Genomic DNA, 25,458 nt, shown 5'->3' with positions numbered 1-25,458 from the left:
CTCGCGTCGGAGGCGCCCCTTCATGGTGAAATGGTCCGAGCTGAAACGGGCGTCCGATGTCGTCCTGGCCGTCTGGCCCCACTATCGTCCCTTGTTCGAGCGTTGGTTCATGCAAGAGCTCATCGACAAGGGCGAGCTAGCGCCGATTTGGCGAGAGCGCATGGTGCCGGGGGATAACGACACGGTCTTTGCCGACCATTATCCCGATCGCCAAGCTGCTATCGCGGCCGCCAATGCGCTCAATCCAACCTTGCTGCAGGCGCTTTCCGCGCGCGCCTTGGACCCCATCGTCAAGCGATCGCTCGAACTCAAGATCGACAAGGCCCTGCAGGCCAAACAGCGTCTGCAAGACGAAGAAGCGCTGATGCTCGCGGAAGCCTTGCGCCGTCACGCCGATGACGAACGGCCGGACGCCGCCGCCCTGAAGCTCGCGCCGGACTCCGAGCGCTACCGTCAGGATCTCGCTGAGCAACTGGCCGAAATGCCGTATCTGAGGGTGGCCAAGGTGGGTCGCTCGAACAACCGATGGACCCACGCCCTCCTGTACCTGGGCCCGGATGGCGTTTGGTCGAAGCCCTATCACGCCGGCGAGAAGGCCGCGCAGACCGCAGAACGCGCGAAGATCGCCAATGGATTCGATCTGAGCGCCAGCACCCATTGGGGAAAGGCAAAGGCCAAGATCCGACAGATCCTTCTGCCCCGCGCCAATCAATTGCTCCAACTCGCGAGCGTTCAGCGGATGCTCGCCGAAGCTCTTGCGCGGGGCGAACGTGTGCTCGTCTCAAATGGCATCGTCTTCTGGTACGAGCCGGATGGTGGTGTCGGCTGGCAGGTCAAGGAGACATCGTCGACGCGCGAGTCCGAAGGCGCGACGATCTGGAAGGAAGGGACGATCCTCTCCACCAATCACGGCCGCCTCGTTGTACTGCCCTACATCAAGGAAGGTGGAGAGCACGTTCGCGGCCACACCAAGAACGGCCCGAACGATGGCCGCGCGCTACCTCGCCATCGCGACCACTATGTCGAGATTCCGTTCTCGCTCTACGACGGTGATCTCATGATCGGGCTGTTCGGGGAGCTTCCATACGAATGAAGAAGACGTGGGACCGCTGTTCTGTTGGTGGTTGGCGGCAGTCGGAGCGCTCTCGACCCTCGCGCCGTCTCAAAAGCGGATTTTCGAAGACCTTGGAATCCTGAAATCCGCAAGGAAGGAAAATCGCACATGACCGCATGGACGTTGGACGATCTTCGCCGACTCGATCTGAAATACGCGGAGGAAGGCATCCACGTCCATCAGCGGCCATTCCGTGCCGCAATGGAGCTTCTCGGTTCCAACTTCGTCATGGGGGTCGGCGGAAACCCCGAAGTCAAACGGATCATGGACACCTATACCGCCATGGCGCCCGAGGTCAGCACAAGCTGGCCAGGTGCTGGGATCGGTTTCGCTGCGTCCGTCGATCAGGTCCGCAAGCTCACCTTCCCGGTCGTGTTCGGCCAGGTGTCGCTCCAGCCCTGGCAGATAGCAGGGTTCTCTAGCGCCGAGGAATGGTGGAACTGGTGTAGGCAGGATCGGGCAATTGCCGGCGAAGTTTCTCTCGCGGTCGCCGATCTCCACGATCTCACCAATGGTTTGAATGAAGTCGAACAAGGGAATCCAGCGGCGACCACGCTCTGGCACATGGCGCGGTCCAATCTCGAAGATGTGGCGAACACCCTACCGACGACGTTCAGCCATGACTCGGTTATCCAGCCGATCTGTATGGTGGCCGAACTTTCGATGAAGGCGGCCCTTGTCCGGGACGGTGTCGATCCGGAGTCCTTCAGAAAGGGCAAGGACGGCCACAATCTGTCGTCGCTTGCCCGCCGTATGGCGGACGGGCGCCCGCACCGCGATGATCGACGCGTCCAGGCCGTCGTTGGTGCCCTGCCGCCGTATGTCGAAAGCCGATACAAGCCGGCAGGATTGAAGCGGCTGCAGGTGGTCAAGCTCGCTTTGGGGGTGCAGTTCATCGCCGCATCGAGCCTGCGGCGCATCGCCAGCGCTGATCTCGCGCTCCAGATGGAAAACGACGAGTGGCCCGGCCCACGCCAACCATTCCTCATTTAAAGCGCGCGACACAAGCCGGGGAGAACCGAGCAATGACGAAGCACCCGCCACGATGGCAAACGCACGCGACGAAAGACTATGACGCCGCCATGTCCGCGCGCTGCGGACAGCTATTGACCGAGATCGTTGAAGATCCCCATCGGCGACAGGCTATCTTGGCTGATCCGCTCGACCTGCATCGGGAATTGTTTGCGCCGTTCGCACCGTCCGATCACCCCGAATATGCAGGCACCTATCGCGGCACGCCCGGCACCGCGCTCTTCGACCGGAGGATTTCTTCCGAGAGCCAACTCGAGCCGGGTAACGACTACGAATTCTGCCTGCCCGGCGAAGTGGTGTCGCGCATGGCCGAGTTGCTGAAGAACTCCCGAGACTTGCTTGCGGACACCAACGCAGACGACTTCGGCAGGCTGATCGCCTTGACCTACACCTTCTGCTGGTTTGGGAAAATTCACCCCTTCCTTGACGGCAATGGCCATGTTCAACGTGCCATCTTCGCGGCCATGGCGACGGATTTCGGCTACCCGCTCTCCTCGCGTTTCGCCATTCATCCGCGCCCCTATGACCGGCTGCTCGCTACGGCGCTGGAAATCTTCACCCGGGCTCCGATCGGCAAAGAAAACGAAGAATTGGGCCTGGTGGCCGAGTATCTCGCCTTCTTCCTCAATGGGCCGTTTGACGCTCCCCGCAAGCATGTTGGAAGCACCTCCCCCTACACATCGTGAACGAGCGAGAGCGAATTCGACCAATGTCCTGAAGGGGAAAGCCTTCCCCTGCGGCCGAGCCTCACGTCTCGTCCGACCCCTTCTGCGGGGAGACCCCGCAACGCCCCCTGAGAGTGAGAGTGCGGACGGGATTCCGTGACGGGTGAAAGCTGGGAGAGAGGCTCCCGCGCCCGTCATGGAGATTGGTCCCATGAACATGCAGGTCCTCGATGCGCGCCGTGATCAGAGCGGCGGTTACAAGGTGGACGTCACCCGTGGCGAACGCGTCGGCCGCGTCTCGTCGGAGTGGTTCTCGCGCCCAGCCGACGAGCGCTATCTGTCGCTGTCCGAGCTGGCGCGGTCGGTGCGCGACCGCGCCGACCGCAGCCGAACCCGTGTTGTGGAAAGCGCCCTCATCCATGTGGAGGCGAACCGCAGCGATGCCGAGCGTTTGGCGCTGGTCCTGCCCGGAACCGACGTGCCGATCGCCCCGACGCACTGGTCCTTCGGCCAGCTCGCCAGCCTGGTCGGAGCCCCAGCCGCCTATCTGCGCCAGCTCCCGGCCGCGCTCGCCGGCATCAACCTGCAATATGGCCTGTCATCCAATCGGGCGGAGCAGATCAAGACGCTGGAAACCGACAACGGCCGCGTCGAGCTCCGTGCCGTCACCGGGCCGGACTATGGCCGCATCTTCGATCATGAACTCGTGGAGGCCGTGCAGCGCATCGCCGGCAATGGCACGGGAGATACCCGCTGGAAGGTGCCCGGCGTGCTCGACTGGGCCACCGGGATCTACAATCCCCGCGTCGACATCACCAAGGACACGACGACGCTCTATGCTTCAGACCGTGACGTTTTCCTGTTCCTGGTCGACGACCTGAATCCGATTGAGGCGGGCCACCTGCCGGATGGCTCGCCCGACCTCTACTTCCGCGGCTTCTACTGCTGGAACTCCGAGGTCGGGGCCAAGACGCTCGGCATGGCGAGCTTCTATCTCCGCGCCGTCTGCCAGAATCGCAATCTGTGGGGCGTGGAGGATTTTGAGGAAATCACCATCCGCCACTCCAAATATGCCGCCAGCCGCTTCGCGCATGAGGCGGCGCCGGCGCTACTGAACTTCGCGAACTCCTCACCCCTGCCCTTCGTCAATGGCATCAAGACGGCCCGCGAGCGGATCGTCGCCCGAAACGACGAGGACCGCACCGACTTCCTACGCCGCCGTGGTTTCTCGAAGGCAGAGGCCGGCAAGATCATAGACACGGTGCTGGCGGAGGAAGGCCGCCCGCCCGAGTCCATTTTCGATTTCGTGCAGGGCATCACCGCCGTCGCGCGCGACAAGCCGCATCAGGACGCCCGCCTCGACATGGAGGCCAAGGCGAAGAGGCTGCTCGATCGAGTCGCCTGACATCCGCAAAGCCGGAGATGCGCTTTTCCGTGTCTCCGGCTTTGCGCTTCCGCGTGCTCCCAACTCCGTTCCGTGGCGCTGCCCCCTTTAGAGGAAGAGGGCGGCGCTTCGCTTCGTGACGGGTTGGAGGTCGAGAGAGAGTCTCTCGGCGCCCGTCGCGGAGTACATTTCCATGGCTACTACTGCGAAGAAAATCACCCTGTCGTCGTCGCGCGACATCCCCTTCAACCAGCTCGTCATCTCCCAGGCGAACGTCCGGCGGATCAAGGCCGGTGTGTCGATCGAGGAGCTGGCGGAGGACATCGCCCGGCGAACTCTCCTCCAAAGCATCACCGTGCGGCCCGTGCGCGATGCGGACGGCAACGAGACCGGCATGTTCGAGATCCCTGCCGGCGGGCGTCGCTATCGCGCGCTCGAACTGCTGGTGAAGCAGAAGCGCCTCGCCAAGAACGCGCCAGTCCCCTGCGTCGTCCGCGAGGGCGGCATGGCCGAGGAGGATTCGCTGGCCGAAAACATCCAGCGGGCGCCGCTGCATCCGCTGGACCAGTTCCGCGCCTTCCTGGCCTTCCGCGAGAAGGGCATGTCCGAAGAGGAGATCGCCGCCAACCAGTTCGTCTCGGTCTCGGTCGTGAAGCAGCGCCTGCGTCTGGCGTCGGTCTCGCCCAAGCTCCTCGACGTCTATGCCGCCGAAGGCATGACGCTCGATCAGTTGATGGCGTTCACCGTCAACGGCGATCATGAGCGGCAGGAGCAGGTCTTCGAGCGCCTCGCACAGGGCTACAGCAAGGAACCGCATCTCATCCGCCGGATGCTCACCGAGGGCGCGGTCCGCGCCGCCGACAAGCGTGCACAGTTCGTCGGGCTGGAAGCCTACGCCGAAGCCGGCGGCGTCATCATGCACGACCTGTTCCAGGGTGACGACGGCGGCTGGCTGCAGGATGTCGGTCTTCTCGACATGTTGGTGGCCGAGAAGCTGCGTGAGAAGTCCGAGGCGATCTCCGCCGAAGGTTGGAAGTGGATCGATGTCGCGCCGGACCTCCCCTACGGCCACACCTACGGCTTGCGCCACCTCCGTGGCGAGCAGCTCCCTCTCACCGAGCAGGAACAGGCCACGCGCGACGCCCTTCAGGCCGAATTAGACGGACTGGAGGAAACCTATGCCGATGCCGAGGATCTGCCCGACGAGGTGGACGAGCGGCTCGGGGAGATCGAGACCGCGATCAGCGCGCTCGACGATCGGCCGATGGTCTTCGATCCCGAGGAGATCGCGCGCGCCGGCGCCTTCGTCAGCATCGACGGATCGGGCAACCTGCGGGTCGAGCGCGGCTATGTCCGCCCCGAGGACGAACGCCCGATCGAGCCGGAAGGCGATCTCGAGATCGCGAACGACGTGAGCACCATCTCGGCCCGCCCAGACAATGACGACGATCACCTGACTGCGGATATCGAAACGACGGCGGACCCCGAGGAAGACGATGGTCTGAAGCCGATCCCCGACCGATTGATGACCGAACTGACTGCCCATCGCACGCTGGCTCTGCGCCACGCGCTCGGTGAGCACCCCGATGTCGCCTTCCTCGCCGCGCTCCATGCGCTCACGCTTCGGGCCTTCTATCACTATGGCTCGGACACCTGCCTGGAGCTCGACCTGAAGAATATCAGTTTCGGCGCGCAGGCGCCGGGTCTGAATGACAGCCGCCTGGCCTCGGCTGTCGACGGCCGCCATCAGGCGTGGCTGGCGGCGCTTCCCAAGGAGCCCGGCGAGCTGTGGGAGGCGCTGCAGGCTTTCGACAGCGACAGCCGCCACTCCCTGTTTGCGCATTGCGTGTCGCTGTCGGTCAACGCGATTTACGAGGCCTACAACCGTCGGCCTCGTGCGCTCGCCCACGCCGACCAGCTCGCCCAGGCGGTCGATCTCGACATGGTGGCGGCCGGATGGGAGCCCACGATCGACACCTATCTCGGCCGTGTCACCAAGGCCCGCATCCTCGCGTCGGTGCGCGAGGCGAAGGGTACGCGCGCTGGTGATCGCATCGAGCATCTGAAGAAGGGCGACATGGCCGAGAAGGCGCAGGAACTGCTCGCCGGGTCCGGCTGGTTGCCGGAGCCGTTGCGTACGCCCGGCCACCCGGTCACCGCAGTCGACGACACCTCGTCTACCGAGACTGGCCAGTCCGGCGATCGTGAGATCGAAGACACGGCGGAAGACGGCGGTGAAACGGCCATGGCGGAAACCGAGCCGGAGATCGAAGATGAGTCGGCCGAGATCGGCATACATGTGATCGCGGCCGAATAGCCGAAGCAGCAACACGTCCCCCGAGGGCCCGCCGGCGACGGCGGGCCCATTTTTTGTTTCGGAGCCCGTAATGCAACCTGCCACAGATCTCGCGCGACGGTTGGCGGCTCAGGCCGAGGCCGTTTGTCGCCACTATCTTTCCAACGGTCACCGCGAAGGCCGCTACTGGCTCGTTGGCGACGCGCGCAACACGCCTGGCCGATCGATGTTCGTGCGGCTGAAGGGCGGCGATAGCGGCAAGGGTGCCGCCGGCAAATGGACCGATGCCGCGACCGGAGAACATGGCGACCTTCTCGACGTCATCCGCGAGAGCTACGGACTGATCAACTTCAAGGACGTCGCCGATGAAGCCAGAGCCTTCCTCAGCATGTTACCACCCGAGCAGGAGCCGCGATTTCAGGAGCGCCGACGCCCCATACCAAGCGGCTCGCCGGAAGCAGCGCGGCGTCTGATCGGCATGTCGCAGCCGATAACGGGCACAATCGTGCAAGCGTATTTACGCGAACGCGGCATTACGGATTTACGCGGAACCGGGAATCTTCGCTTCCATCCACGCTGCTATTATCGGCCCGACGAGCATGCCCCGACCGAGACCTGGCCAGCGATGATCGCTGCTGTCACCGATCTCGACGGCAAGATCACAGGCGCGCACCGAACCTGGCTCGATCCCCTATCGCGGGACAAGGCACCGATTGACACGCCGAGGCGAGCGATGGGCGACTTGCTCGGCAACGCGGTGCGCTTCGGCATTGGCGGTGAGGTCACGGCGGCCGGCGAAGGCATCGAGACCGTCCTGTCGCTCCGACAGGTGCTTCCCGACATGCCGATGCTCGCGGCGCTCTCCGCGGCACATCTCGCCGCCATCCTGTTCCCGGATACGCTGCGACGGCTCTATATCGCGCGCGACAATGATCCGGCCGGTGACGGCGCGCGTGACAGCCTCATCGAACGGGCCAACGCCGTCGGGATCGAGGCGATCGTCATCTCGCCGGCGCTCGGTGACTTCAACGAGGATCTCCGCACCCTGGGCATGGAGCATCTCCGGCAGCAGTCGCGGATGCAGATCGCACCTCAGGACGTCGCAAGGTTCATGGCGCTGGCGGCATAGCCCGGCACGCGAGAGCAACAGGTGCGGTGTGTCGTTGTGCTCGCGCGGATGCACCAACCATCGGAGGGGGACCGCGCCTCGGCCTTCGAGAGGGCGATCGGCCAGCAAGCGGGCCGGCCCGACAATGGCAGCGGCCGACGATTTTCCGGCGGCGCGTGCCGCGCCTTTCCATCGCGAGGCAAAATCGCCGGCCTTCGCCATCCTCCGCTGACGCTCCGGCCCTGCGCTGCGCTCCGGGTGCAGGGCTGGCCCGCCCGCCGGCTTCCGTCGCCATGAAGGCCGCGACGGTCGCGGTCCAACCGACGGAGCATCCCATGAGCGAGCACGACGACTTCGAACCGCATCACGCCTCATCATCGACCGACCATGTCCTCAGCGAGCTTCAGCTCCACGGCTACCGTCCCTTCGAGGATGAACCCGACCAGCGACTTCTTCCCGACGGCAATGCGGTTGCGGGCGCCATCGCCGACATCTTCGACGCCCTGATCGGGACGCTGGAGGACACTCGCCTCGAACCAGACCTCGACGATCTCCTCTGGTCGACGGTCAACGTCTTTCACCGCGCCACCGACCGGATCGCGCGCGAACTCGACGACAACGAGCAGGCGCAACGCCGCGGGCAGCGTGAACAGGACGGCAGCGAGGTGAAGGCGGTGGAACTCGAGTGCCACATCGCCGAGGGCCAGACTCTGATCGAACGTCAGAACGCCTTCGAGCTGATGCGCGACCAGGCAGCCGAACATTACGAACGCCACGTCGGCAAGACCTGGCTTCCGCGCAGCGGGTCAAAGGTCAACCACCGCAATCTCACCTCGGCGATGATCGACAGCCGCGACTTCCTTGCAGCGAAGCGGCGCGCCGAGCAGACGATCCTCCTTCCGCCTGGTCCGAAGATCCTCGTCACCGGCGGTCTGGACTTCAACGACCACCTGCTGATCTGGGCGAAGCTCGATCAGGTGCACGAGAAGCACCCGGACATGGTGCTGATGCACGGCAAGTCGCCGAAAGGCGCCGAAAAGATCGCCTCGCTGTGGGCGACGAACCGGAACGTGCCGCAGATCGGATTCGCTCCCGACTGGACGAAGCACGGCCGAGCAGCGCCCTTCAAACGTAACGACGAGATGCTGGAAGTCCTGCCCAAGGGCGTGATGCACTTCCCCGGCACCGGCATCAACGACAACCTCGCCGACAAGGCCAAGAAGCTCGGCATTCCGGTGTGGAGGTTCGGCGGCGCGTGAGCGCCGCCCTCAACAGCTACGTCAAGAACTGGTGCATGGCGGCCCGGTAGCTTTCCGTCGCGATCCGATTTCGGCCGTTCATTCAGGTGAAGCACATCAGCAGCTACGCGCCCCAAATGCAGTCATTCTATGCGTCCGCATTTTCGTTCGTGAACGACATTCGCGCTCGCATTTTCCCGTCAAAATCCGGTAAGCTGATCGGCATGGAGTATTCGTTAAGCGAGAAATTGGAGCGCATTTATAAATGCGCGCAGAATCCGGCATCGTACGGAATAGAACGTAGCTTACTCCACGCCTACATTGCTTGCCTAACTTTCGACGAACTCTGCGAGGCGATTTGCAGCACACTGGAAGCTGAAGCGCCCTTGCGAATGGCCCTTCGCGGAAGACTGTTACGGCTGCTACGCCTGTCTGATGGCGAACTTGCGGAGCGACTTTCGCTTCTAGCTGAGAAAGCGCAATCGCTCCATGAGGGTAATCATGTCTTGCGAACACGCGTGGACGCGCTTCTCTCTGCCGTCTATTCGTGGTTGCCCCTTCCAATTCGGCACGCGGTGCTCGAACGTTGGATTGATCGCGGGACGAGCGGCGCCGCGGGTAGATGGCTCAAAGCCATGGCTTCCGACGCGCCGTTATTCGACGCCAAGGCAATATTCGAATATTGGCTGGAGTCGCGCAATACGCGCGCGGCGAAGATATTAGCCTATCAGGCTGAGCCTACTTTTCTAGACGGTATCCTTGCTGAGCTTGCAGCTGGATGCGCGGAAGGATGGATCATCAGCAAAGCCGCTTTGAGATCGACTTCGATACCCGATGACATCTGGCATCTTCTTCGAGACAAACATCCGGCCAGCTATGCCTATCTCTGTGCGATGGCGGGACGAAAGCTGACCGACGAGGAAGCGCTCGCGCTGATTGAAGAGGCACCGTCCAGCATCCTTGATGATGGGCGGGGACTCGTGATCTGGTCCATCGGCCAAATGGGCCTGATATCCGCGCTAGATCGTCTCGGCGCAAATCGAGAGACCTATGACGCGCAAAGGGTAGCGGCCATCTTAGGATCGAGACAGCCAACGCGAGAGGCGGATTAGCTAGTGTCTGAAGACATTGAATATCTCGCGAATTACAAGGCGAACCAGCTCTATACACATCCCGGTAAGGCGGGAGCGTACGCTACGATCGTTGGCGAGAGCGAACAGGTCCTGGGTGAAATCGATGTTACCGATAGATGCAAGCTGGCCGTCTCAACATTCTACGTGAGCGACAAGGCAAATTTCGGAACCTTTAAGATAACGAAGTTGCGCTTTCACAAAACATACGGATGGCAGCAAGACGGTCATATCCAAATCAACAACTTCCAACTTGCTCAGATAAACGAGTTCCTAGCGATCATATCGAACTTAGATTTCAGTGATGCGCAGAAAACCAGAATATCTCTGGATAATCTGAATTTAGGTGCCCTAAACGCCCTATTGAGTAGCTCGAAGGGTGCACAGCTAATCCACGAACTCGCCGAATCTCCCGATCTGCATCACGACATCTATGCCGTCGCCGCCAAGCGCGAAGCGTTGAGCGAGTTCGAAGCCAAGCTCGGATCGGGGCTATCGGAACCCGAGTGGCAGAGCTTTTTCGAAAGCAACCCGTGGATTTTTGGGCACGGCTTAAACTACGTGTTTCTAGATAAGGCAGCGGTCGCTCTCGAAAGCCGTACGACGGGAAACACCTTCGATAAGCCTGGCAAAACCGTTGACGCACTGCTGCGAACCCGCGCGGAAATCAGCCAATATGTGCTTGTCGAAATCAAGAAGGATCAAACCGATCTGTTACGATCGGGCAAGCCCTATCGCGCTGGGTGCTGGGGCGTGTCCGACGAAGTGTCTAACGCCGTGACGCAGATTCAAAAAACGGCGTTCGAATTTGGCCGCACCCGTTTCAGGGAAGCGCTCAAGGATGGTGACGGCACCGACATCGGAGAGAGCGCCTATTCGATCGAGCCGCGAAGCTATTTGGTCGTTGGCAATCTGTCGGAGCTTATCGGAAATGACGATAAGATCGCCTGCTTCGAGCTCTACCGCCGAAACATTCGCGCGCCGGAAATTCTGACTTTCGACGAGTTGTTTCATCGAGCGAAGTTCATCGTCGCCAACATCAGTCGCGAAGTGATGGAAGAGGCAGAGGTCCCATTTTAGCCGACTGGCGGCGGATTGCGTCTGCACGAGCGAAAGATAACCGGCTCCGACCCGGAAGCACCACCCCCGCTTATCTGCGCTGATCCTTGGTCAGACTGATCGCCTGACGCCATCAACCCGTAAAGGGTCGGCTATGCGAGCATGCCGCCGCTTCGGCTGCGCCTGCGCGGTGATTGCAGCGTTCAGTCCGACACTTCGGGCGCCTGTCAGCGGGGGATGGCCCTCCGCTCAAACAGGAGCCGGATCGATGTCCCTCAACGACGCGCACGCCTTCGCCTTCAGCCTCGCCACCACCCTGATGGCCGCCATCATCATTTTCCAGGCCGGCGACGGCACCCTCTCGGTGACGCCCGCCAGCGAATACGACGGCGACATGGCCGCGATCGTCCATGAGATCGATCCCTTCGCCCCATAACCGGGGCGAACGGACGTCGCCGCGCGGAAGTCGCCCGCGATTTCCGCGCCCGGCGCAGCCGATTTTCAGCTATAGTTCGAGCGCGCCGTGGTGGTGGTGGAGGCGCGACCGTCAGACTTTTTCTCACGGAGGCCACCACCATGATCATCCTCGCAATACTCGCATCCCTTGCAGCCATCGGCCTGCTTTGCTGGCTGCTGTTCACGCTGGCCGTCTTCGCGCTGCCGGCGTTCGTCGGCGTGACCGCGGGCGCCTGGGCGCACGGCACCGGCGCCGGCATCCCTGGCGCAATCCTCGTCGGGGCGGTCGCCGCCGCCCTCACGCTAGCGACCGGTCACCTGCTGATCACCTTCGTCCGCCCGATGTGGCTGAAGCTGACCGTGGCCATCGCCTTTGTCGCGCCGGCAGCCATTGCTGGATTCCACGCCACACATGGGATTGTGAAGCACCTCATGCCGTCCGAGGGATGGCAAATCACCTTCTCCGTCATCGGTGCAGCCGCGGTTGGTATCACCGCTTTCGTGCGGGTCGCTGGAATGGCGGCGGTCCCAGGACCGTCCGGCCGAGACCTCGCGCGGGCGTGATCGTCGGCATCGCCGTTGCGAGGACGAGACCAGCGATCGGCGACGACCGCCCACGTCCTCTTAGGCCGTTGGGATTGAAGCGTGGGGTCCGGATAGACGCTAGGCCGCGGGAAGCGGCCTCGTTGGAGCGGGTGTCGTGGCAGGACCGCGCCTCGGCGCACCGAAGATCCGGCGCGGCGATCTCTTAGTTGGCGGTCGAGGGTCAGGATGCAGCACCAATGCCCTGCCGGGAGGAGACGAAGCCGGTGAGCATTGCTGTCCCGCCGGTTTGCCGATGCGGGGTGGCCACCATCACCTCCGTTATCTGACCGTGCCTCAACCGCTCCAAACGGCCTCTTCAATGGCCTGATCTGGCCGAAGGCCGGCTTCGCCTCGATCACCTATGACGCAACAGCCGCGTCAAACTTTCTTCCCCTGCCGGCTACGCCGCCATTCCTCGCGAGACAAGAAAGCCCTCCTTAGCTGTCAGGCCCCTTCGGGGTGCGCCGTCGATCGCCTCCGGCCTGCCGATCGCCATCGAGGCCGCAATGGTGCGGGCTCGGGAACGGAAAACGGAGACTTACAATGGCGACCATCGGCACCTTCAAGAAGACCGGCTCGAACGACTTCACCGGCGAAATCGTCACCCTCAGTGTCCAGGCCAAGAACGTGCGCATTGTCCCCGACCAGCGCGCCAGCGGCGAGAACGCCCCCAGCCACCGGGTCCTGGTCGGCCGCGCCGAGATCGGCGCCGCCTGGTCCAAGCGCTCCAACGAGGGCCGCGACTATCTGGGCCTCAAGCTCGACGATCCGAGCTTCAACGCCCCGATCTACGCCAACCTCTTCGACGACGAGGAAGGTGACACCTTCTCCCTCATCTGGTCCCGCCCCAACGGGCGCCGGGGCGACTGAGCCCCCGCGCGAGGCCCCGGCCGGAAGGCCGGGGCCTCGGCTCTACGGCGACCGAATCAGTCATCGCCTTTCTCGGCTGCTGAGAGCCCAAGCAGCCACTTCTGGCTAGAAAACCCGGCCTAGAACGACTATTATAGTCGTAGTCTTGGCGTGCGCGTAGGTCCGTGTGGGAGGTGATCATGCATGATCACCGCCCGACAATTTCGGGCCGCACGCGCGTTGCTGGGTTGGACACAGGAGACGCTCGCTGACAAGGCCCGGGTCTCACTGACCGCGCTTAAGCGCCTCGAATCCACCAGTGGCCTCGAGGTCTTTGAGAGTACGCGCGATGAGGTGAGAAGGGCTTTCGAGCGCGCGGGCATCGTCTTCCTGAACTCCGATCAGGGCAAGGGAGTGCTGCTCGTCGATGCACATAAGGAAACCTGACGTTCGACAGGTCGCGGCGTTGCCACATCTTCCCGCATCAGGCCCTTGCGTCATTTTTCCGATGAAATCATCGTTAACAATTGCCTCCAGTTTGGATACATCTCGCGATCGGGGGATGTTGTGACCAAAGATGATTTTCTTGATCAACCGCCGGCCAGCGCGGCTTTGACCGCCTACGACGAGGCGCATCTGAAGCTCTATGTTCGGCTGCTCGATGCAGACGCGGAAAGCGCCGATTGGCGTGAGGTCGTCGAAGTCCTCTTCGGTATCGACGCAAAGGCCGATCCGGAGCGCGCTCTGCGCATCTACACCAGCCATCTCGACCGCGCGAAATGGATGACCACCAGCGGCTTCTGTCAGCTGCTCCAAGGTCGCCTGCACTGAGGTGATGCGCAAACCGCATCACGTTGCGGCCACTTCGTTCTTCCCGCACGTTATTCAACCGGGAATCGTATCCATTGCAAAACTCGCGTTGCAGACCTTGCGCGGAGACGGTGGAGATGTCCGAAGATGACAGTTGGCGGTCCGAAGCCGCTTATGACTATATCGACAAGTTGACCCCCGGCGATCTTGCCTGGGAGTTCCTGCGTCGTAATCCAGAATACAGAAAATCCTATCAGGAATTGGTGTCCATCGGCCGGCTGACCGAGGACATTGCACGCGAATTCGCCGAGCAATGGGGGTTGCGATTTCGTCGCCGACCCTCGCAACTCCGGGCTCGTCCAACCGATCTTCTGGACCCCACAAGCCGATCCGGCGACGCTTCCGTTCACGGCTGGGCCGAGCCCGGCGGGAGATCTCAGCGTCCGCGTTGACGATCTGCAGGCCCATGCCATTATCGAGCACGAAGCCCCTTTGATCCGGCTTGCGCTACGCGGTGAGCCCTACGACGTCGTCCTCACCGATGCCGATGATGGTCGTCCCCTCGGCGCGTTCGTCATGTTCGACGAGCTGACGCTGGATCGACTGATCGCCATCGAGCGTCTCTGGCACGCTATGTTCGGTAAGCGTGTGCCGCCCGACCCACGCCTCACACCGCAGCGCCGTCACCGGGCCCGCCTGATGCTCCGCGTCTTCGACGCTCGTGTAGCCGGCGCGAGCTATCGAAAGATTGCCGAACAGATCTTTCCCAAACTCAAACATGATGCCGCGACGTGGGACGAAAACCCGGTTCGGGTAACGATCGCCCGGCTTGCGCGCGACGGCATGTCTTACGTGCGCGGCGGCTACCGCACGCTGCTCCGCCGTCCGCGCCGCTCCCGCTGACCTCGCCTCTGTGTCGAAAATAACTTCCTAACTTCGTTCCTGCCCGAGGCGCCGTCGCCACGCCACCGTGCTCGCAACCCGCCGCTTGTTCGCAGCGGCCACCCGCGAGACCACGGAGGTTCGATCATGGCCGAAAAAGCCGCCAATCTACCGCCACGCTATCTGAGGACGCAGGAAGCGGCGCGCTTCCTCGGCCTCTCCGAGCGCACCCTAGAGAAGCACCGGACCTACGGAACCGGCCCGACTTACCGCAAGCTCGGTGGCCGCGTCGTTTATTCCGTCGACGACCTTCAGGCGTGGGCGGATCGCGGTCTCGTCACCTCGACCTCCGATCCGCGCGGCGGCACCGTGCTCCCAGCCAAGCGCCAGGCCACCGCATCCTCCGCGACTGCCGGCGGCCGCTTCGCGCGCTGAGGTGGCCGGCCGTGTCGTCCCGCCACACCCATCTCCATGAACGCGCGCAGCTCGATCTGTTCCGGGCGCTGCCCGGCGATCTCGCGCCGCGCGACGCGCAGGACCTCATGGCCTACCCGTTCTTCTCGCTCGCCAAGTCGAAGCGCCTGGCGCCGATCGACTTCAAGGCCGGCTCGGTGAAGATCCGCGTCGAAGCCGTTCCCGAGCATGGCATGGCTACGATCTGGGACGCGGACGTCCTCATCTGGGCGGCCTCGCAGATCGTCGAAGCGCGCGATGTCGGCTTGCGCCCCTCTCGCCTGATGGCGACCACCCCCTATGAAATTCTGAACTTCATCGGCCGCGGCGTGTCGCTGCGCGACTACGACCGCCTCAAGGCCGCCCTGGATCGGCTGCAATCGACAACGGTCGCGACCTCCATCCGCCAGCCGACCGAGCGGCGGATGCACCGGTTCTCCTGGATCAACGAATGGAAGGAACGCGCCGATCACCGCGGCCGTCCCCTCGGCCTCGAGCTGATCGTTCCCGACTGGTTTTACGGCGCCGTCCTCGACGACGCACTCGTGCTGACGATCGACCGCAAATACTTCGATCTCACCGGCGGCCTGGAGCGCTGGCTCTACCGCCTGGTGCGCAAGCACGGCGGTCGCCAAGAGTTCGGCTGGAGCTTCGATTTCCCGCACCTCCACGCGAAGTCCGGCAGCCTCTCGCCGCTCAAGCACTTCGCCTACGACCTGCGCGACATCGTCCGCCGCCAGCCGCTGCCGGGCTACCGGCTCAACATCGAGCAATGCCCCGGCGGTCCCGAAATCCTGTCCTTCGCACCCACCGATCTCGACGCGCTCGGCATCCCGCGCCGCCGTCGCCGCTCGACAACTCGCCCTGGGGATAAGCTGTGAATCATGTCGTGCTATCAGGGACCGGCACCATCGTGCCATCGGGGACCGGACTCTCGTGCTATCGGGGACCGAAATCGCCGATTCATCGCGCTGAATCAGCAGCTTGCGAGCCCCGTAACTTATCTAACCTAGATTCCTACGGAATCTTTCTAACGGAACCCGCTTTTTCGCGCCGTGTGGACGAGTCCCCTTTTCCCGGGAGACCGTCATGATCGTCGCGCTCCTCAACCAGAAGGGCGGCGTCGGCAAGACGACGCTGGCGCTACATCTCGCCGGCGAATGGGCTCGGCATGGGCAGCGCGTCACGTTGATCGACGCCGACCCACAGGGCTCGGCGCTCGACTGGTCGCAGCAGCGCAGCCGGGAGGGATTGCAGCGGCTCTTCGGTGTCGTCGGCCTGGCGCGCGACACTCTGCATCGCGAGGCGCCCGAGCTGGCCCGTGACGCCGACCATGTCGTCATCGATGGGCCGCCACGCGTCGCCGGCCTGATGCGCTCGGCGCTGCTTGCAGCCGATCTCGTATTGATCCCTGTGCAGCCGTCGCCGCTCGATGGCTGGGCGTCGGCCGAGATGCTGTCGCTGCTGCGCGAGGCGCGCATCTACCGCCCGCAGCTCGCCGCTCGCTTCGTGCTGAACCGCTGCGCGGCGCGCACCGTACTCGCCCGCGAAACCGCCGAGACGCTTGCCGACCACGACCCGCCATTGCTCGCCACTACCATCGGTCAGCGCATCGTCTTCGCCGACGTCATGCAGACCGGACGGATCGCCGCCGAGCAGGACGAAGCTTGTCCAGGCGCGCGCGAGATCGCCGCGCTCGCGGCCGAGGTGACGAGGATCGGCGCATGAGCGAACGATCCCCCAAGCGCGGCTTCGCATCCCGGCCGGGCGATCCGGAGAGCTGGATCAAGGCGCCCGACCGCCAAACCCAACGCGCTCAGGCCGCCGATGACTTCTCGGCCAGGCTGACCATCGATGTCACCGCCGACATGCGTGGCCGGATCAAGATCGCGGCCTTCCAGCGCGGCCAGACGGTCGCCGACATGCTGCGCGCGCTGTTCGAGCGCGAATTCCCACCAGCCCAAGGAGACGCCCAATGACCGGCCTTGTCGCCGCATCCGCGCGCGCTGGCCGCGCCACCGGATTGACGCTCGACGATCTCACCCAGATCGAACTCGTCTGGATCGAGAAGAAGATCGAGCACTGGATCCGCTTCGGTCGCGAGGTGCGCGAACAGGTGCTCGACCGGCGCCGCCGCATCCTCTTCTTCCCTCCCGGCGCGGCCTTCGCGCTGGTGCGCTGGGCCGCGAACGAGCACGGCACCGTGCTCTCCCGGCTCGACATTTTGCGCGCCGTCGCTCCCGGCGAAGCCTGCCAGACGCTCCCGACCGTGACGCCCGGCGGCGACATCCTGCTGCGCGTCGACGGCTGGCCGAAGGTAGAGCGCATGCTCCAGCGCATCGACGCGATCGAGGCGGTCGGCATCGATCCGGCCGAGGTCGCGCCCGATCACTGGCGGCACGTTCACAATCGCCTGGCCGCGGGCGAGGAGCCGCGCGCCTACACGCCGCAGCGCCATCGCGCCTTCCTCTTGGCGCGGGAGATCGGCGCATGACCCGGCTCGGCTACGCCATCACTACAACGGCCGCTGTGTCGTTGCTGGGCACTCTGTCGCTCGTTTCCTTCGCGCCCAAGCTAATCTGGAACGCCTCGGCCAGCACGCCGATCGGACTCTACGCGATTGAGCCCGATCCGTCCCCGGAAGTCACCGATCTGGTCGCCGTGCGCGCGCCCGAACCGCTCGCGAGCTTCCTTGCCGACGGCGGTTATCTGCCGCGCGGCGTGCCGCTGATGAAGCGCGTCGTGGCGCTTCCCGGCCAGCGGGTTTGCAGGACGGGCCTCGCGATCACCGTCGACGCCGTGCCGATGGGCGATGCGCTGGATCGGGACCGCCGCGGCAATCCGCTGCCCATCTGGCAGGGCTGCCGCGTCGTCGGCGAGGGCGAACTGTTCCTGATGAACTGGGAAGTCCGCCACAGCCTCGACGGTCGCTACTTCGGACCGCTGCCCGCCTCCGCCGTGATCGGCCGGGCCATCCCCCTCTACACCGACGAGGACGGCAACGGCCGCTTCGTCTGGCGCGCGCCGACGCGGTGACGGCGTGCCCAATCCCAACCTCACCGCACACCCACGGAGGCAATCATGTCCCTGATAGGTCAGTTCACCCGCGACGATGGCGGCTTCATCGGCCACTTGGAAACGCTCCTGCTGCATCAGGACATCATCATCATTCCGGCCGAGCCGTCCGACGCTGAGAATGCGCCAGATTTCCGCGTCCACGTTTTCGACGGGATGAATAACGAACCCCGCGCCGAGCTCGGCGCGGGTTGGAAGCGCACCGGTGAGAAGGCCGGCGAGTACGTCGCGCTGCAGCTCGACGATCCATGCTTTCCGCAGCCGATCCGCGCCAATCTGTTTCAGTCGGCCGACGACAAGTCAGCCTGGGGTCTGTACTGGAACCGCCCGCCCAGGCGCGGCGAGCGGGATTGAGCGATGCCGGCCCGCCGCCATCGCGCTGTCGTCGGACGGTTTCCCACCGTCCGACGCACAGCCTTCCTTCTCCTTTCCGGCCTCCTTACCGCCCTGCCGCCGGCGGCCCCGGCTGTCGCACAGGACGCGCCGGTGGAACGCGCAACACCCAGCGATCCCTATGCCGGTTATATCGCCGACGCCGCCCGCCGGTTCGGCATTCCGGAAGGTTGGATTCGCGCGGTCATGCGCGTCGAGAGTCGCGGTGATGTGCGCGCGATCTCGCCCAAGGGCGCGATGGGTCTGATGCAGATCATGCCCGCGACCTGGACGGATTTGCGCGCTCGACATGGTCTCGGCGGCGATCCCTACGACCCGCGCGACAACATCATGGCGGGCGCTGCTTATCTGCGCGAGATGCACGGTCGCTACGGTTCGCCCGGCTTTCTGGCGGCCTACAACGCCGGTCCCGGGCGCTATGAGGAGTATCGCGCGACGGGTCGCCCATTGCCGGCCGAAACGCGCGCCTATGTCGCCGCTCTCGCACCGATCATCGGCGGCGGCGATCTCGCCGCCCCCGTCACGGTGGCGAGCGCCGATCCGCTCGCCTGGACCCGTGCGCCGCTCTTCATCGTGCAGGTCGATAGCAGGCCGCGTGCAGATCGGCCGCAGCCCGACGGCGATCCCGCTGCACCACCTGCGCAGGAGTCTGGGCGCGATCCGGCGATGCCTGCACCGCGATCGGACGGCCTGTTCGTGGCGCGAACCGATGGTGCGGGGCCGCGATGATGGGCTTCGCACTCCCTGCGGCGGCTCTGGCGTGGAATTGGCGTCAGAGGCGGGAAGAGCAGTCACTACAACCGCACGATGGCAGGATAAAGGGCCGCGATGTGCGGCCTTGTGCGGTTGTGGTTTTTCAAGGGGTTATGGCGCCTTTGCGCGATGCGCGCCTGATCGGCGCAGCCTGCGCGCGCGGCGCTTTCCTAACGATTTCCTCAGCTTTGCGCGATGTGCGGGGCTGCGGCCATGAGCGCCGAGGACGATTTCCGCATCCGGCCAGGCCGCATCCGCTCGACTCGCGCCCAGCAAGTCAGGCCCTTCATCGCGCAGGCGCTTGCGGCCGCGCAGAAGGCCGGCGGCGCAGTGTCCCGGCAAGGAAGGATCGGGCCGGGCAACCGCTCGCGCTTCGGCCGCGGCCAGCGCGCGGCGGTGCAGGCCAACCGGCTGCTGACCGCCCGCTCGCGCGGCGCTGTCGTCAAGGCGCGGGTCGTGCGCCAGGGTGGACGCAACGCGCCGCTCGGCACCCACCTCAATTATCTGCGCCGCGAGGGCGTGACCCGGGATGGAGAGAAGGCCCGGCTATTCGGCCCCGGCGGGGATGACGCCGATCCCAAGGCGTTCGCGGAGCGGTGCGAGGATGACCGCCACCATTTCCGTTTCATCGTCTCTCCCGACGACGCGGTGGAGATGGCCGACCTCAAGGGCTTCACCCGCGAGCTGGTCGGGCAGATGGAGAAGGATCTCGGCACCCGGCTCGATTGGGTCGCTGTCAATCACTGGAACACCGAGCATCCCCATGTCCATCTGATTGTGCGCGGCGTTCGCGACGACGGCGAGAACCTCGTCATCTCGCGCGACTACATCAAGGAGGGCATGCGCGACCGCGCGCGGGATCTGATCACGCAGGAGCTGGGGCCGCGTACCGATCAGGACATCCGTCGCACCATCGAGCGCCAGATCGAGTCCGAGCGCTGGACCAATCTCGATCGTCAGCTCGCGCGCGACGCCTACAGGACCGGCGTCGTCGACCTCGCCCCGCATCCCGATCGACAGCCCGATGAATTCCACGCCCTCAAAGTCGGGCGGCTGCGCAAGCTCGAAGGCCTCGGCCTCGCCGACGAGATCGGTCCCGGCCAATGGACGATCTCGGAGAAGGCGGAGGCGACGCTGCGCGAGCTCGGCGAGCGCGGCGACATCATCAAGCGCATGCACCGCGCGCTGACCGATCGCGGCATCGAGCGCGGCGCAGCAAGCTATGTCATCGCCGGGGAAAGCCTGAACGACCCCGTCGTCGGTCGGCTGGTGACGCGAGGCCTCGACGACGAGCTCAAGGGCACGGCCTACGCCGTGGTCGACGGGGTCGACGGCCGCACGCACCACATCAAGCTTCCCGACCTCGAGGCCGCCGGTGACAGCGCGCCGGGTTCGATCGTCGAGCTGCGCAAGTTCGACGATGCGCGGGGGCAGCGGCGCGTCGCGCTTGCCGTCCGCTCGGATCTCGACATCTCCGCACAGGTTACCGCGACCGGCGCGACCTGGCTCGACCGGCAGGCGATCGCCCGCGAGCCGGTTGCGCTTGGCGGTGGCGGGTTCGGCGCTGAAGTGCGCGACGCGATGGACCGCCGCGCGGAACATCTGATTGAGCAGCGCCTGGCTGAGCGCCACGGCCGCAGCGTCATCTTCTCCCGCAATCTCATCGACACGCTGGGCCAGCGTGAGGTCGAAGCGCTCGGCGCGAAGCTCGCGGCCGAGACCGGACGCCCGTTCGCCAAGGCGGGGACCGGGGAATATGTCGCCGGCGCCTATCGGCAGCGCATCGCCCTCGCGTCAGGCCGCTTTGCCATGATCGACGACGGCCTCGGCTTCCAGCTCGTGCCCTGGTCGCCGTCTCTCGAAAAGCACCTTGGCCAGCAAGTCTCTGGCGTCGCCCGTGGCGATGGCGGCGTCGACTGGAGCTTCGGCCGCAAGCGCGGTCTCGGCCTCTAATCTCGTAGAAAGGACCCTTGCATGTCGGCGACGAAAATCCTCTGGGGCCAGATCCTCACCGTCTTCATGATCGTACTCTTCACGACCTGGGCGGCCACGCAATGGACCGCGTGGCGTCTCGGCTTTCAGGCGCAGCTCGGGCCCGCATGGTTCGATCTGGCCGGATGGCCGATCTACTATCCGTGGTCCTTCTTCCCGTGGTGGTATTTCTATGACGCCTATGCGCCGCCGATCTTCGTGGAGGGCGCCTATATCGCCGCATCGGGCGGTTTCATCTCGATCGCAGTCGCCATCAGCATGTCGGTCTGGCGCGCGCGTGAAGCGAAGAATGTCGAGACCTATGGTTCAGCACGATGGGCGCGTGATGAGGAAGTGAAAGCAGCCGGCCTGCTCGGGCCGGACGGCGTCGTGCTCGGCAAGCTCGACCGCGACTATCTTCGCCATGACGGCCCCGAGCATGTGCTGTGCTTCGCGCCGACCCGCTCCGGCAAGGGCGTGGGCCTCGTCGTGCCCTCGCTGCTGACCTGGCCGGGCTCCGCGATCGTCCATGACATCAAGGGCGAGAACTGGACGCTGACGGCAGGCTTCCGATCACGACACGGGCGCGTGCTGCTGTTCGATCCGACCAATCCGAAGTCGGCCGCCTACAATCCGCTGCTCGAGGTGCGCCGCGGCGAATGGGAGGTCCGCGACGTTCAGAACATCGCCGACATCCTGGTCGATCCGGAAGGATCCCTCGAGAAGCGGAACCACTGGGAAAAGACCAGCCACGCCTTGCTGGTCGGCGCGATCCTCCATGTCCTCTATGCGGAGGCCGACAAGACGCTCGCCGGCGTCGCGGCCTTCCTCTCCGATCCCAAGCGGCCAATCGAGTCGACGCTGGCGGCGATGATGAAGACCGCGCATCTCGGCGAAGCTGGTCCGCATCCCGTCATCGCCAGCGCCGCGCGCGAGCTACTGAACAAATCGGACAACGAGCGCAGTGGCGTGCTCTCGACTGCGATGTCGTTCCTCGGTCTCTATCGCGATCCTGTCGTCGCAGAGGTGACCCGGCGCTGCGACTGGCGCATCGCCGATATCGTCGGGGGCAAGCGGCCGTCCACGCTTTACCTCGTGGTACCGCCCTCGGACATCAACCGGACGAAGCCGCTGATCCGCCTGATCCTCAATCAGGTCGGCCGGCGTCTCACCGAGGACCTGCAGGCGAAGGGCGGCCGGCATCGGCTGCTGCTCATGCTGGACGAGTTTCCGGCGCTCGGCCGGCTCGACTTCTTCGAAAGCGCGCTGGCGTTCATGGCCGGTTACGGCCTCAAAAGTTTCCTGATCGCCCAGTCGCTCAATCAGATCGAGAAGGCTTACGGGCCGAACAATTCGATCCTCGACAACTGCCATGTCCGCGTCAGCTTCGCGACCAATGACGAGCGGACCGCCAAGCGCGTGTCGGACGCACTCGGCACCGCGACCGAGATGCGGGCGATGAAGAACTATGCCGGCCACCGGCTTTCGCCCTGGCTCGGTCACATGATGGTGTCGCGCTCGGAAACCGCCAGGCAGTTGCTCACGCCCGGCGAGATCATGCAGCTTCCGCCCTCCGACGAAATCGTCATGGTCGCCGGGACGCCGCCGATCCGGGCCAAGAAGGCGCGCTATTACGAAGATCGTCGGTTTCAGGAACGGGTGCTGCGGCCGCCCACCATGACGAAGCCGGATGTAGTCTCGACCGACGACTGGAGCAAACTGGCATTGCCGCCCTCGCCAGAGATCCTGACAGCGGCGACGGGAGCTAACCCGGACGAGGAGGACACGACCGATTCCGAGCGCCGCCGCCAGCCCGAGCTGAGCCGCGTGCGGCCGATCGCCAAGGTGACGCCGATCGAGAATGAGTTCGAGATCGACCCGGCCGACGATGCCGATGACGAAGCGGCGCGCCTCAGCCGCATGAATCAGAACATGCGGCAAGTCGCGCGCCAGGCTTCGCTCGACCCGGGCGACGGCATTGAGCTTTAGGAGAGCCGCAATGATGAAAGCCCCGAAGAAGCAGCGGCTCTCCGTCTATCTCGAACCCGAGGTCATGAAAGCCCTCGCAGCGCACGCGGCCCGGCGTGGCCACTCGCTGTCACTGGTCGCAGAGGCCGGCATTGCATCCTTCCTGTCGCCCGATGCGGCGGAACGCCAGGAGGCAGCGATCACCAAGCGGCTCGACCAGATCGACCGGCGCATGACCCGCGTGGAGCGTGACGTCGGTATCTCCGTCGAGACGCTGGCGATATTTGTCCGCTTCTGGCTGACCACGACGCCTGCGCTTCCCGAGCCTGCCGCTCAGGCCGCTCGCGCCAAAGCCGGCGAGCGGTACGAGGCATTCATCGCGGCTCTGGGGCGCCGACTCGCAACTGGGCCGAAGCTCAGACAGGAGATTTCGGAAGACATCGATCCCGCGCGCGACGCGGAATAATCGTCGGCAAGGGTATCGCAAGTGTAGAGTGGTTCCGCCGTTTCCCTGTCTTTGTACGCCACAGTACGACAACCACATTTCGGCTGTTGTCATGCCCTGATTTCTGCCTCTTCTACTCATCCCCGATCCAGGGCCGCACTTCGCGGGCGCGCACAAAAACGGGGACGACGTGGCGGCCACTCACCAGAAATCGGAGGCAATCCTTCGCGGCGCACGCATGCTGCGCACGGCCCTCGGGCCGGCGATCGCCCAATTTCTGGAAGATCCCGCGATCGTCGAGGTGATGCTCAACCCCGATGGGCGGCTCTGGATCGACCGCTTGTCCGAGGGACTCTCCGACACGGGTGAGAGGCTGTCTCCGGCAGATGGCGAGCGCATCGTTCGCCTGGTCGCGCACCATGTCGGCGCCGAGGTTCATCCAGGCAGTCCGCGGGTCTCCGCCGAATTGCCGGAAACGGGGGAGCGGTTCGAGGGCCTTCTGCCCCCCGTCGTCGCCGCGCCGGCCTTCGCGATCCGCAAACCTGCGGTCGCCGTCTTCACTCTCGACGACTATGTCGCGGCCGGCATCATGGCCGCCGAACAGGCTGAGGCGCTACGCGTCGCCGTCGCCGAGCGCCGCAATATCCTGGTCGCCGGCGGCACCTCGACCGGCAAGACCACGCTCACCAACGCGCTGCTCGCCGAGGTGTCAAAGACGTCCGACCGCGTGGTGCTTATCGAGGACACGCGCGAGCTCCAATGCGCCGCCCCGAACCTCGTCGCCATGCGCACGAAGGACGGCGTCGTCTCGCTCTCCGATCTCGTCCGATCCTCGCTGCGTCTGCGCCCTGATCGCATCCCGATCGGCGAGGTGCGCGGCGCTGAGGCGCTTGATCTGCTCAAGGCCTGGGGCACCGGCCACCCCGGCGGCATCGGCACCATTCATGCGGGCACCGCGATCGGCGCGCTCCGCCGCCTCGAGCAGCTCATCCAGGAAGCTGTCGTCACCGTTCCGCGCGCTCTGATCGCCGAGACGATCGATCTGGTTGCCGTGCTCTCCGGCCGCGGCGCCTCGCGCCGGCTCGCCGAACTCGCTCGCGTCGAAGGGCTCGGCCCCGACGGCGATTACCGCGTCACACCCGCTTGTCCGCACCCCACAGGAGATCCGTCATGATCCAGCATGCCATGCGTGTCCGCCGTCATATCGCAACGGCGGCCTCCGTCACCTTCCTCACCTTGGCGCTCGCGCCCGCCGCCCACGCGTCCGGTTCGTCGATGCCGTGGGAGGCGCCGCTGCAGTCCATCCTCGAATCCATCGAGGGGCCTGTCGCCAAGATCGTCGCGGTGATCATCATCATCGTGACTGGCCTCACGCTCGCCTTCGGCGACACCTCGGGCGGCTTCCGGCGCCTGATCCAGATCGTCTTCGGCCTGTCGATCGCGTTCGCCGCGTCCAGCTTCTTCCTCTCGTTCTTCTCGTTCGGCGGCGGAGCGCTGGTCTGATGGCGACGTCGGCGGAGACGGCAGGCGAAGTGCCGGGCTTTTCGGTCCCGGTCCATCGCGCGCTGACCGAGCACATTCTGCTCGGCGGCGCGCCGCGCTCGATCGCCATCCTGAACGGGACGCTGGCGGCCGCGCTTGGCCTCGGCCTGCGCCTCTGGCTGGTCGGCCTCGGTCTTTGGGCGATCGGCCACTTCGCCGCCGTCTGGGCCGCCAAGCGCGATCCGCAGTTCGTCGACGTCGTGCGCAGACATCTGCGCATCCCCGGTCATCTGTCGGTTTGAGGGGGCGC

Annotated in this window: 30 protein-coding genes; all 30 read left to right on the top strand. The window is 64.7% G+C overall.

The features are described from left to right. Positions 1-22: 22 nt before the first annotated feature. The 30 genes from OIU37_RS18105 to OIU37_RS17960 all read left to right on the top strand — a co-directional run bounded on the left by OIU37_RS18105 (position 23) and on the right by OIU37_RS17960 (position 25,450). Positions 23-1,093 (top strand): hypothetical protein, encoded by a 1,071-nt coding sequence (locus OIU37_RS18105; protein ID WP_264258237.1) that lies wholly within the window; start codon positions 23-25, stop codon positions 1,091-1,093. A 129-nt stretch (positions 1,094-1,222) separates the two neighbouring features. Further along, positions 1,223-2,107 carry a hypothetical protein gene (locus OIU37_RS18100; RefSeq protein ID WP_264258236.1) on the top strand — a complete coding sequence of 295 codons (885 nt, stop codon included), beginning with the start codon at positions 1,223-1,225 and terminating at the stop codon, positions 2,105-2,107. 32 nt (positions 2,108-2,139) lie between these two features. Continuing rightward, on the top strand, positions 2,140-2,832 hold the full coding sequence (locus OIU37_RS18095; RefSeq protein ID WP_264258235.1) for a Fic family protein: 693 nt from the start codon (positions 2,140-2,142) through the stop codon (positions 2,830-2,832). Between the two features lie 190 nt (positions 2,833-3,022). Continuing rightward, on the top strand, positions 3,023-4,216 hold the full coding sequence (locus OIU37_RS18090; protein WP_264258234.1) for a DUF932 domain-containing protein: 1,194 nt from the start codon (positions 3,023-3,025) through the stop codon (positions 4,214-4,216). A gap of 172 nt (positions 4,217-4,388) precedes the next feature. After that, positions 4,389-6,512, top strand: coding sequence for a ParB/RepB/Spo0J family partition protein (locus OIU37_RS18085; protein ID WP_264258233.1), 2,124 nt, complete (start codon positions 4,389-4,391; stop codon positions 6,510-6,512). Between the two features lie 70 nt (positions 6,513-6,582). Then, positions 6,583-7,620, top strand: a complete 1,038-nt coding sequence (locus OIU37_RS18080) for a toprim domain-containing protein (protein WP_264258232.1) — start codon at positions 6,583-6,585, stop codon at positions 7,618-7,620. A 314-nt stretch (positions 7,621-7,934) separates the two neighbouring features. Further along, entirely contained in the window at positions 7,935-8,858 is a 924-nt protein-coding gene (locus tag OIU37_RS18075) for a DUF2493 domain-containing protein (protein WP_264258499.1), read from the top strand. Positions 8,859-8,974: 116 nt separating this feature from the next. Continuing rightward, positions 8,975-9,949 (top strand): hypothetical protein, encoded by a 975-nt coding sequence (locus tag OIU37_RS18070; protein WP_264258231.1) that lies wholly within the window; start codon positions 8,975-8,977, stop codon positions 9,947-9,949. 3 nt (positions 9,950-9,952) lie between these two features. Beyond that, positions 9,953-11,047, top strand: coding sequence for a Shedu immune nuclease family protein (locus OIU37_RS18065; protein ID WP_264258230.1), 1,095 nt, complete (start codon positions 9,953-9,955; stop codon positions 11,045-11,047). 247 nt (positions 11,048-11,294) lie between these two features. Then, the gene (locus tag OIU37_RS18060; protein WP_164714525.1) at positions 11,295-11,462 is read left to right on the top strand and encodes a hypothetical protein; all 168 of its coding nucleotides are present in this window, start codon (positions 11,295-11,297) and stop codon (positions 11,460-11,462) included. A gap of 140 nt (positions 11,463-11,602) precedes the next feature. Then, positions 11,603-12,046 carry a hypothetical protein gene (locus OIU37_RS18055; protein WP_264258229.1) on the top strand — a complete coding sequence of 148 codons (444 nt, stop codon included), beginning with the start codon at positions 11,603-11,605 and terminating at the stop codon, positions 12,044-12,046. 564 nt (positions 12,047-12,610) lie between these two features. Next, positions 12,611-12,937, top strand: coding sequence for a DUF736 domain-containing protein (locus OIU37_RS18050; protein WP_264258228.1), 327 nt, complete (start codon positions 12,611-12,613; stop codon positions 12,935-12,937). 183 nt (positions 12,938-13,120) lie between these two features. Beyond that, positions 13,121-13,363, top strand: coding sequence for a helix-turn-helix transcriptional regulator (locus OIU37_RS18045; protein WP_211879336.1), 243 nt, complete (start codon positions 13,121-13,123; stop codon positions 13,361-13,363). Between the two features lie 45 nt (positions 13,364-13,408). Next, positions 13,409-13,747, top strand: coding sequence for a DUF2285 domain-containing protein (locus OIU37_RS18040; protein WP_319004737.1), 339 nt, complete (start codon positions 13,409-13,411; stop codon positions 13,745-13,747). Positions 13,748-13,863: 116 nt separating this feature from the next. After that, complete coding sequence (locus tag OIU37_RS18035; RefSeq protein ID WP_264258227.1) at positions 13,864-14,178, top strand: transcriptional regulator domain-containing protein; 315 nt, start codon at positions 13,864-13,866, stop codon at positions 14,176-14,178. A 40-nt stretch (positions 14,179-14,218) separates the two neighbouring features. After that, positions 14,219-14,629, top strand: a complete 411-nt coding sequence (locus OIU37_RS18030; RefSeq protein WP_264258226.1) for a DUF2285 domain-containing protein — start codon at positions 14,219-14,221, stop codon at positions 14,627-14,629. A 126-nt stretch (positions 14,630-14,755) separates the two neighbouring features. Continuing rightward, positions 14,756-15,043 carry an AlpA family transcriptional regulator gene (locus tag OIU37_RS18025; protein WP_264258225.1) on the top strand — a complete coding sequence of 96 codons (288 nt, stop codon included), beginning with the start codon at positions 14,756-14,758 and terminating at the stop codon, positions 15,041-15,043. An 11-nt stretch (positions 15,044-15,054) separates the two neighbouring features. Then, positions 15,055-15,942 carry a replication initiator protein A gene (locus OIU37_RS18020; protein WP_264258224.1) on the top strand — a complete coding sequence of 296 codons (888 nt, stop codon included), beginning with the start codon at positions 15,055-15,057 and terminating at the stop codon, positions 15,940-15,942. 208 nt (positions 15,943-16,150) lie between these two features. Then, a complete protein-coding gene (parA, locus tag OIU37_RS18015) occupies positions 16,151-16,789 on the top strand; it encodes a ParA family partition ATPase (RefSeq protein WP_264258223.1) in 639 nt (212 codons plus the stop codon). Beyond that, positions 16,786-17,040, top strand: a complete 255-nt coding sequence (locus tag OIU37_RS18010; RefSeq protein WP_264258222.1) for a hypothetical protein — start codon at positions 16,786-16,788, stop codon at positions 17,038-17,040. The genes parA and OIU37_RS18010 overlap by 4 nt, the downstream gene beginning before the upstream one ends. After that, complete coding sequence (locus OIU37_RS18005; RefSeq protein WP_264258221.1) at positions 17,037-17,555, top strand: DUF2840 domain-containing protein; 519 nt, start codon at positions 17,037-17,039, stop codon at positions 17,553-17,555. The genes OIU37_RS18010 and OIU37_RS18005 overlap by 4 nt, the downstream gene beginning before the upstream one ends. Beyond that, on the top strand, positions 17,552-18,097 hold the full coding sequence (locus OIU37_RS18000; protein WP_264258220.1) for a S26 family signal peptidase: 546 nt from the start codon (positions 17,552-17,554) through the stop codon (positions 18,095-18,097). Before OIU37_RS18005 ends, OIU37_RS18000 begins: the two co-directional genes overlap by 4 nt. Before the next feature lie 45 nt (positions 18,098-18,142). Next, entirely contained in the window at positions 18,143-18,490 is a 348-nt protein-coding gene (locus OIU37_RS17995) for a DUF736 domain-containing protein (protein ID WP_264258219.1), read from the top strand. A gap of 3 nt (positions 18,491-18,493) precedes the next feature. Beyond that, a complete protein-coding gene (locus tag OIU37_RS17990; protein ID WP_264258218.1) occupies positions 18,494-19,258 on the top strand; it encodes a lytic transglycosylase domain-containing protein in 765 nt (254 codons plus the stop codon). 237 nt (positions 19,259-19,495) lie between these two features. Beyond that, positions 19,496-21,235: a VirD2 family relaxase/mobilization nuclease gene (locus tag OIU37_RS17985; RefSeq protein WP_264258217.1), complete on the top strand. Its 1,740-nt coding sequence runs from the start codon at positions 19,496-19,498 to the stop codon at positions 21,233-21,235. A 21-nt stretch (positions 21,236-21,256) separates the two neighbouring features. Continuing rightward, positions 21,257-23,242, top strand: a complete 1,986-nt coding sequence (locus tag OIU37_RS17980; protein WP_264258216.1) for a conjugal transfer protein TraG — start codon at positions 21,257-21,259, stop codon at positions 23,240-23,242. 10 nt (positions 23,243-23,252) lie between these two features. Then, the gene (locus OIU37_RS17975; protein WP_264258215.1) at positions 23,253-23,687 is read left to right on the top strand and encodes a CopG family transcriptional regulator; all 435 of its coding nucleotides are present in this window, start codon (positions 23,253-23,255) and stop codon (positions 23,685-23,687) included. A gap of 169 nt (positions 23,688-23,856) precedes the next feature. Next, entirely contained in the window at positions 23,857-24,840 is a 984-nt protein-coding gene (gene trbB / locus OIU37_RS17970; protein ID WP_264258214.1) for a P-type conjugative transfer ATPase TrbB, read from the top strand. Further along, positions 24,837-25,169: a TrbC/VirB2 family protein gene (locus OIU37_RS17965; RefSeq protein WP_264258213.1), complete on the top strand. Its 333-nt coding sequence runs from the start codon at positions 24,837-24,839 to the stop codon at positions 25,167-25,169. Before trbB ends, OIU37_RS17965 begins: the two co-directional genes overlap by 4 nt. Further along, positions 25,169-25,450 carry a VirB3 family type IV secretion system protein gene (locus tag OIU37_RS17960; RefSeq protein WP_064248251.1) on the top strand — a complete coding sequence of 94 codons (282 nt, stop codon included), beginning with the start codon at positions 25,169-25,171 and terminating at the stop codon, positions 25,448-25,450. Before OIU37_RS17965 ends, OIU37_RS17960 begins: the two co-directional genes overlap by 1 nt. The last annotated feature ends 8 nt before the right edge of the window (positions 25,451-25,458 follow it).

The sequence above is a fragment of the Rhizobium sp. BT-226 genome (genome assembly GCF_025847085.2).
Classification (GTDB): domain Bacteria; phylum Pseudomonadota; class Alphaproteobacteria; order Rhizobiales; family Rhizobiaceae; genus Rhizobium; species Rhizobium sophorae.
This window is presented reverse-complemented; position numbering and strand designations above follow the sequence as displayed.

What these genes read in the sequence shown, in the direction of transcription:
- OIU37_RS18000 (WP_264258220.1), top strand. Translation starts at nt 17,552, where the DNA reads ATGACCCGGCTCGGCTACGCCATCACTACAACGGCCGCTGTGTCGTTG.
- OIU37_RS18100 (WP_264258236.1), top strand. Translation starts at nt 1,223, where the DNA reads ATGACCGCATGGACGTTGGACGATCTTCGCCGACTCGATCTGAAATAC.
- OIU37_RS18090 (WP_264258234.1), top strand. Translation starts at nt 3,023, where the DNA reads ATGAACATGCAGGTCCTCGATGCGCGCCGTGATCAGAGCGGCGGTTAC.
- OIU37_RS18045 (WP_211879336.1), top strand. Translation starts at nt 13,121, where the DNA reads ATGATCACCGCCCGACAATTTCGGGCCGCACGCGCGTTGCTGGGTTGG.
- OIU37_RS18005 (WP_264258221.1), top strand. Translation starts at nt 17,037, where the DNA reads ATGACCGGCCTTGTCGCCGCATCCGCGCGCGCTGGCCGCGCCACCGGA.
- OIU37_RS18025 (WP_264258225.1), top strand. Translation starts at nt 14,756, where the DNA reads ATGGCCGAAAAAGCCGCCAATCTACCGCCACGCTATCTGAGGACGCAG.
- OIU37_RS18050 (WP_264258228.1), top strand. Translation starts at nt 12,611, where the DNA reads ATGGCGACCATCGGCACCTTCAAGAAGACCGGCTCGAACGACTTCACC.
- OIU37_RS17990 (WP_264258218.1), top strand. Translation starts at nt 18,494, where the DNA reads ATGCCGGCCCGCCGCCATCGCGCTGTCGTCGGACGGTTTCCCACCGTC.
- OIU37_RS18060 (WP_164714525.1), top strand. Translation starts at nt 11,295, where the DNA reads ATGTCCCTCAACGACGCGCACGCCTTCGCCTTCAGCCTCGCCACCACC.
- OIU37_RS18070 (WP_264258231.1), top strand. Translation starts at nt 8,975, where the DNA reads ATGCAGTCATTCTATGCGTCCGCATTTTCGTTCGTGAACGACATTCGC.
- OIU37_RS18105 (WP_264258237.1), top strand. Translation starts at nt 23, where the DNA reads ATGGTGAAATGGTCCGAGCTGAAACGGGCGTCCGATGTCGTCCTGGCC.
- OIU37_RS18080 (WP_264258232.1), top strand. Translation starts at nt 6,583, where the DNA reads ATGCAACCTGCCACAGATCTCGCGCGACGGTTGGCGGCTCAGGCCGAG.
- OIU37_RS18035 (WP_264258227.1), top strand. Translation starts at nt 13,864, where the DNA reads ATGTCCGAAGATGACAGTTGGCGGTCCGAAGCCGCTTATGACTATATC.
- OIU37_RS18095 (WP_264258235.1), top strand. Translation starts at nt 2,140, where the DNA reads ATGACGAAGCACCCGCCACGATGGCAAACGCACGCGACGAAAGACTAT.
- OIU37_RS17975 (WP_264258215.1), top strand. Translation starts at nt 23,253, where the DNA reads ATGATGAAAGCCCCGAAGAAGCAGCGGCTCTCCGTCTATCTCGAACCC.
- OIU37_RS17965 (WP_264258213.1), top strand. Translation starts at nt 24,837, where the DNA reads ATGATCCAGCATGCCATGCGTGTCCGCCGTCATATCGCAACGGCGGCC.
- OIU37_RS18055 (WP_264258229.1), top strand. Translation starts at nt 11,603, where the DNA reads ATGATCATCCTCGCAATACTCGCATCCCTTGCAGCCATCGGCCTGCTT.
- OIU37_RS17995 (WP_264258219.1), top strand. Translation starts at nt 18,143, where the DNA reads ATGTCCCTGATAGGTCAGTTCACCCGCGACGATGGCGGCTTCATCGGC.
- OIU37_RS18010 (WP_264258222.1), top strand. Translation starts at nt 16,786, where the DNA reads ATGAGCGAACGATCCCCCAAGCGCGGCTTCGCATCCCGGCCGGGCGAT.
- OIU37_RS17985 (WP_264258217.1), top strand. Translation starts at nt 19,496, where the DNA reads ATGAGCGCCGAGGACGATTTCCGCATCCGGCCAGGCCGCATCCGCTCG.
- OIU37_RS17980 (WP_264258216.1), top strand. Translation starts at nt 21,257, where the DNA reads ATGTCGGCGACGAAAATCCTCTGGGGCCAGATCCTCACCGTCTTCATG.
- parA (WP_264258223.1), top strand. Translation starts at nt 16,151, where the DNA reads ATGATCGTCGCGCTCCTCAACCAGAAGGGCGGCGTCGGCAAGACGACG.
- OIU37_RS18075 (WP_264258499.1), top strand. Translation starts at nt 7,935, where the DNA reads ATGAGCGAGCACGACGACTTCGAACCGCATCACGCCTCATCATCGACC.
- OIU37_RS18085 (WP_264258233.1), top strand. Translation starts at nt 4,389, where the DNA reads ATGGCTACTACTGCGAAGAAAATCACCCTGTCGTCGTCGCGCGACATC.
- OIU37_RS17960 (WP_064248251.1), top strand. Translation starts at nt 25,169, where the DNA reads ATGGCGACGTCGGCGGAGACGGCAGGCGAAGTGCCGGGCTTTTCGGTC.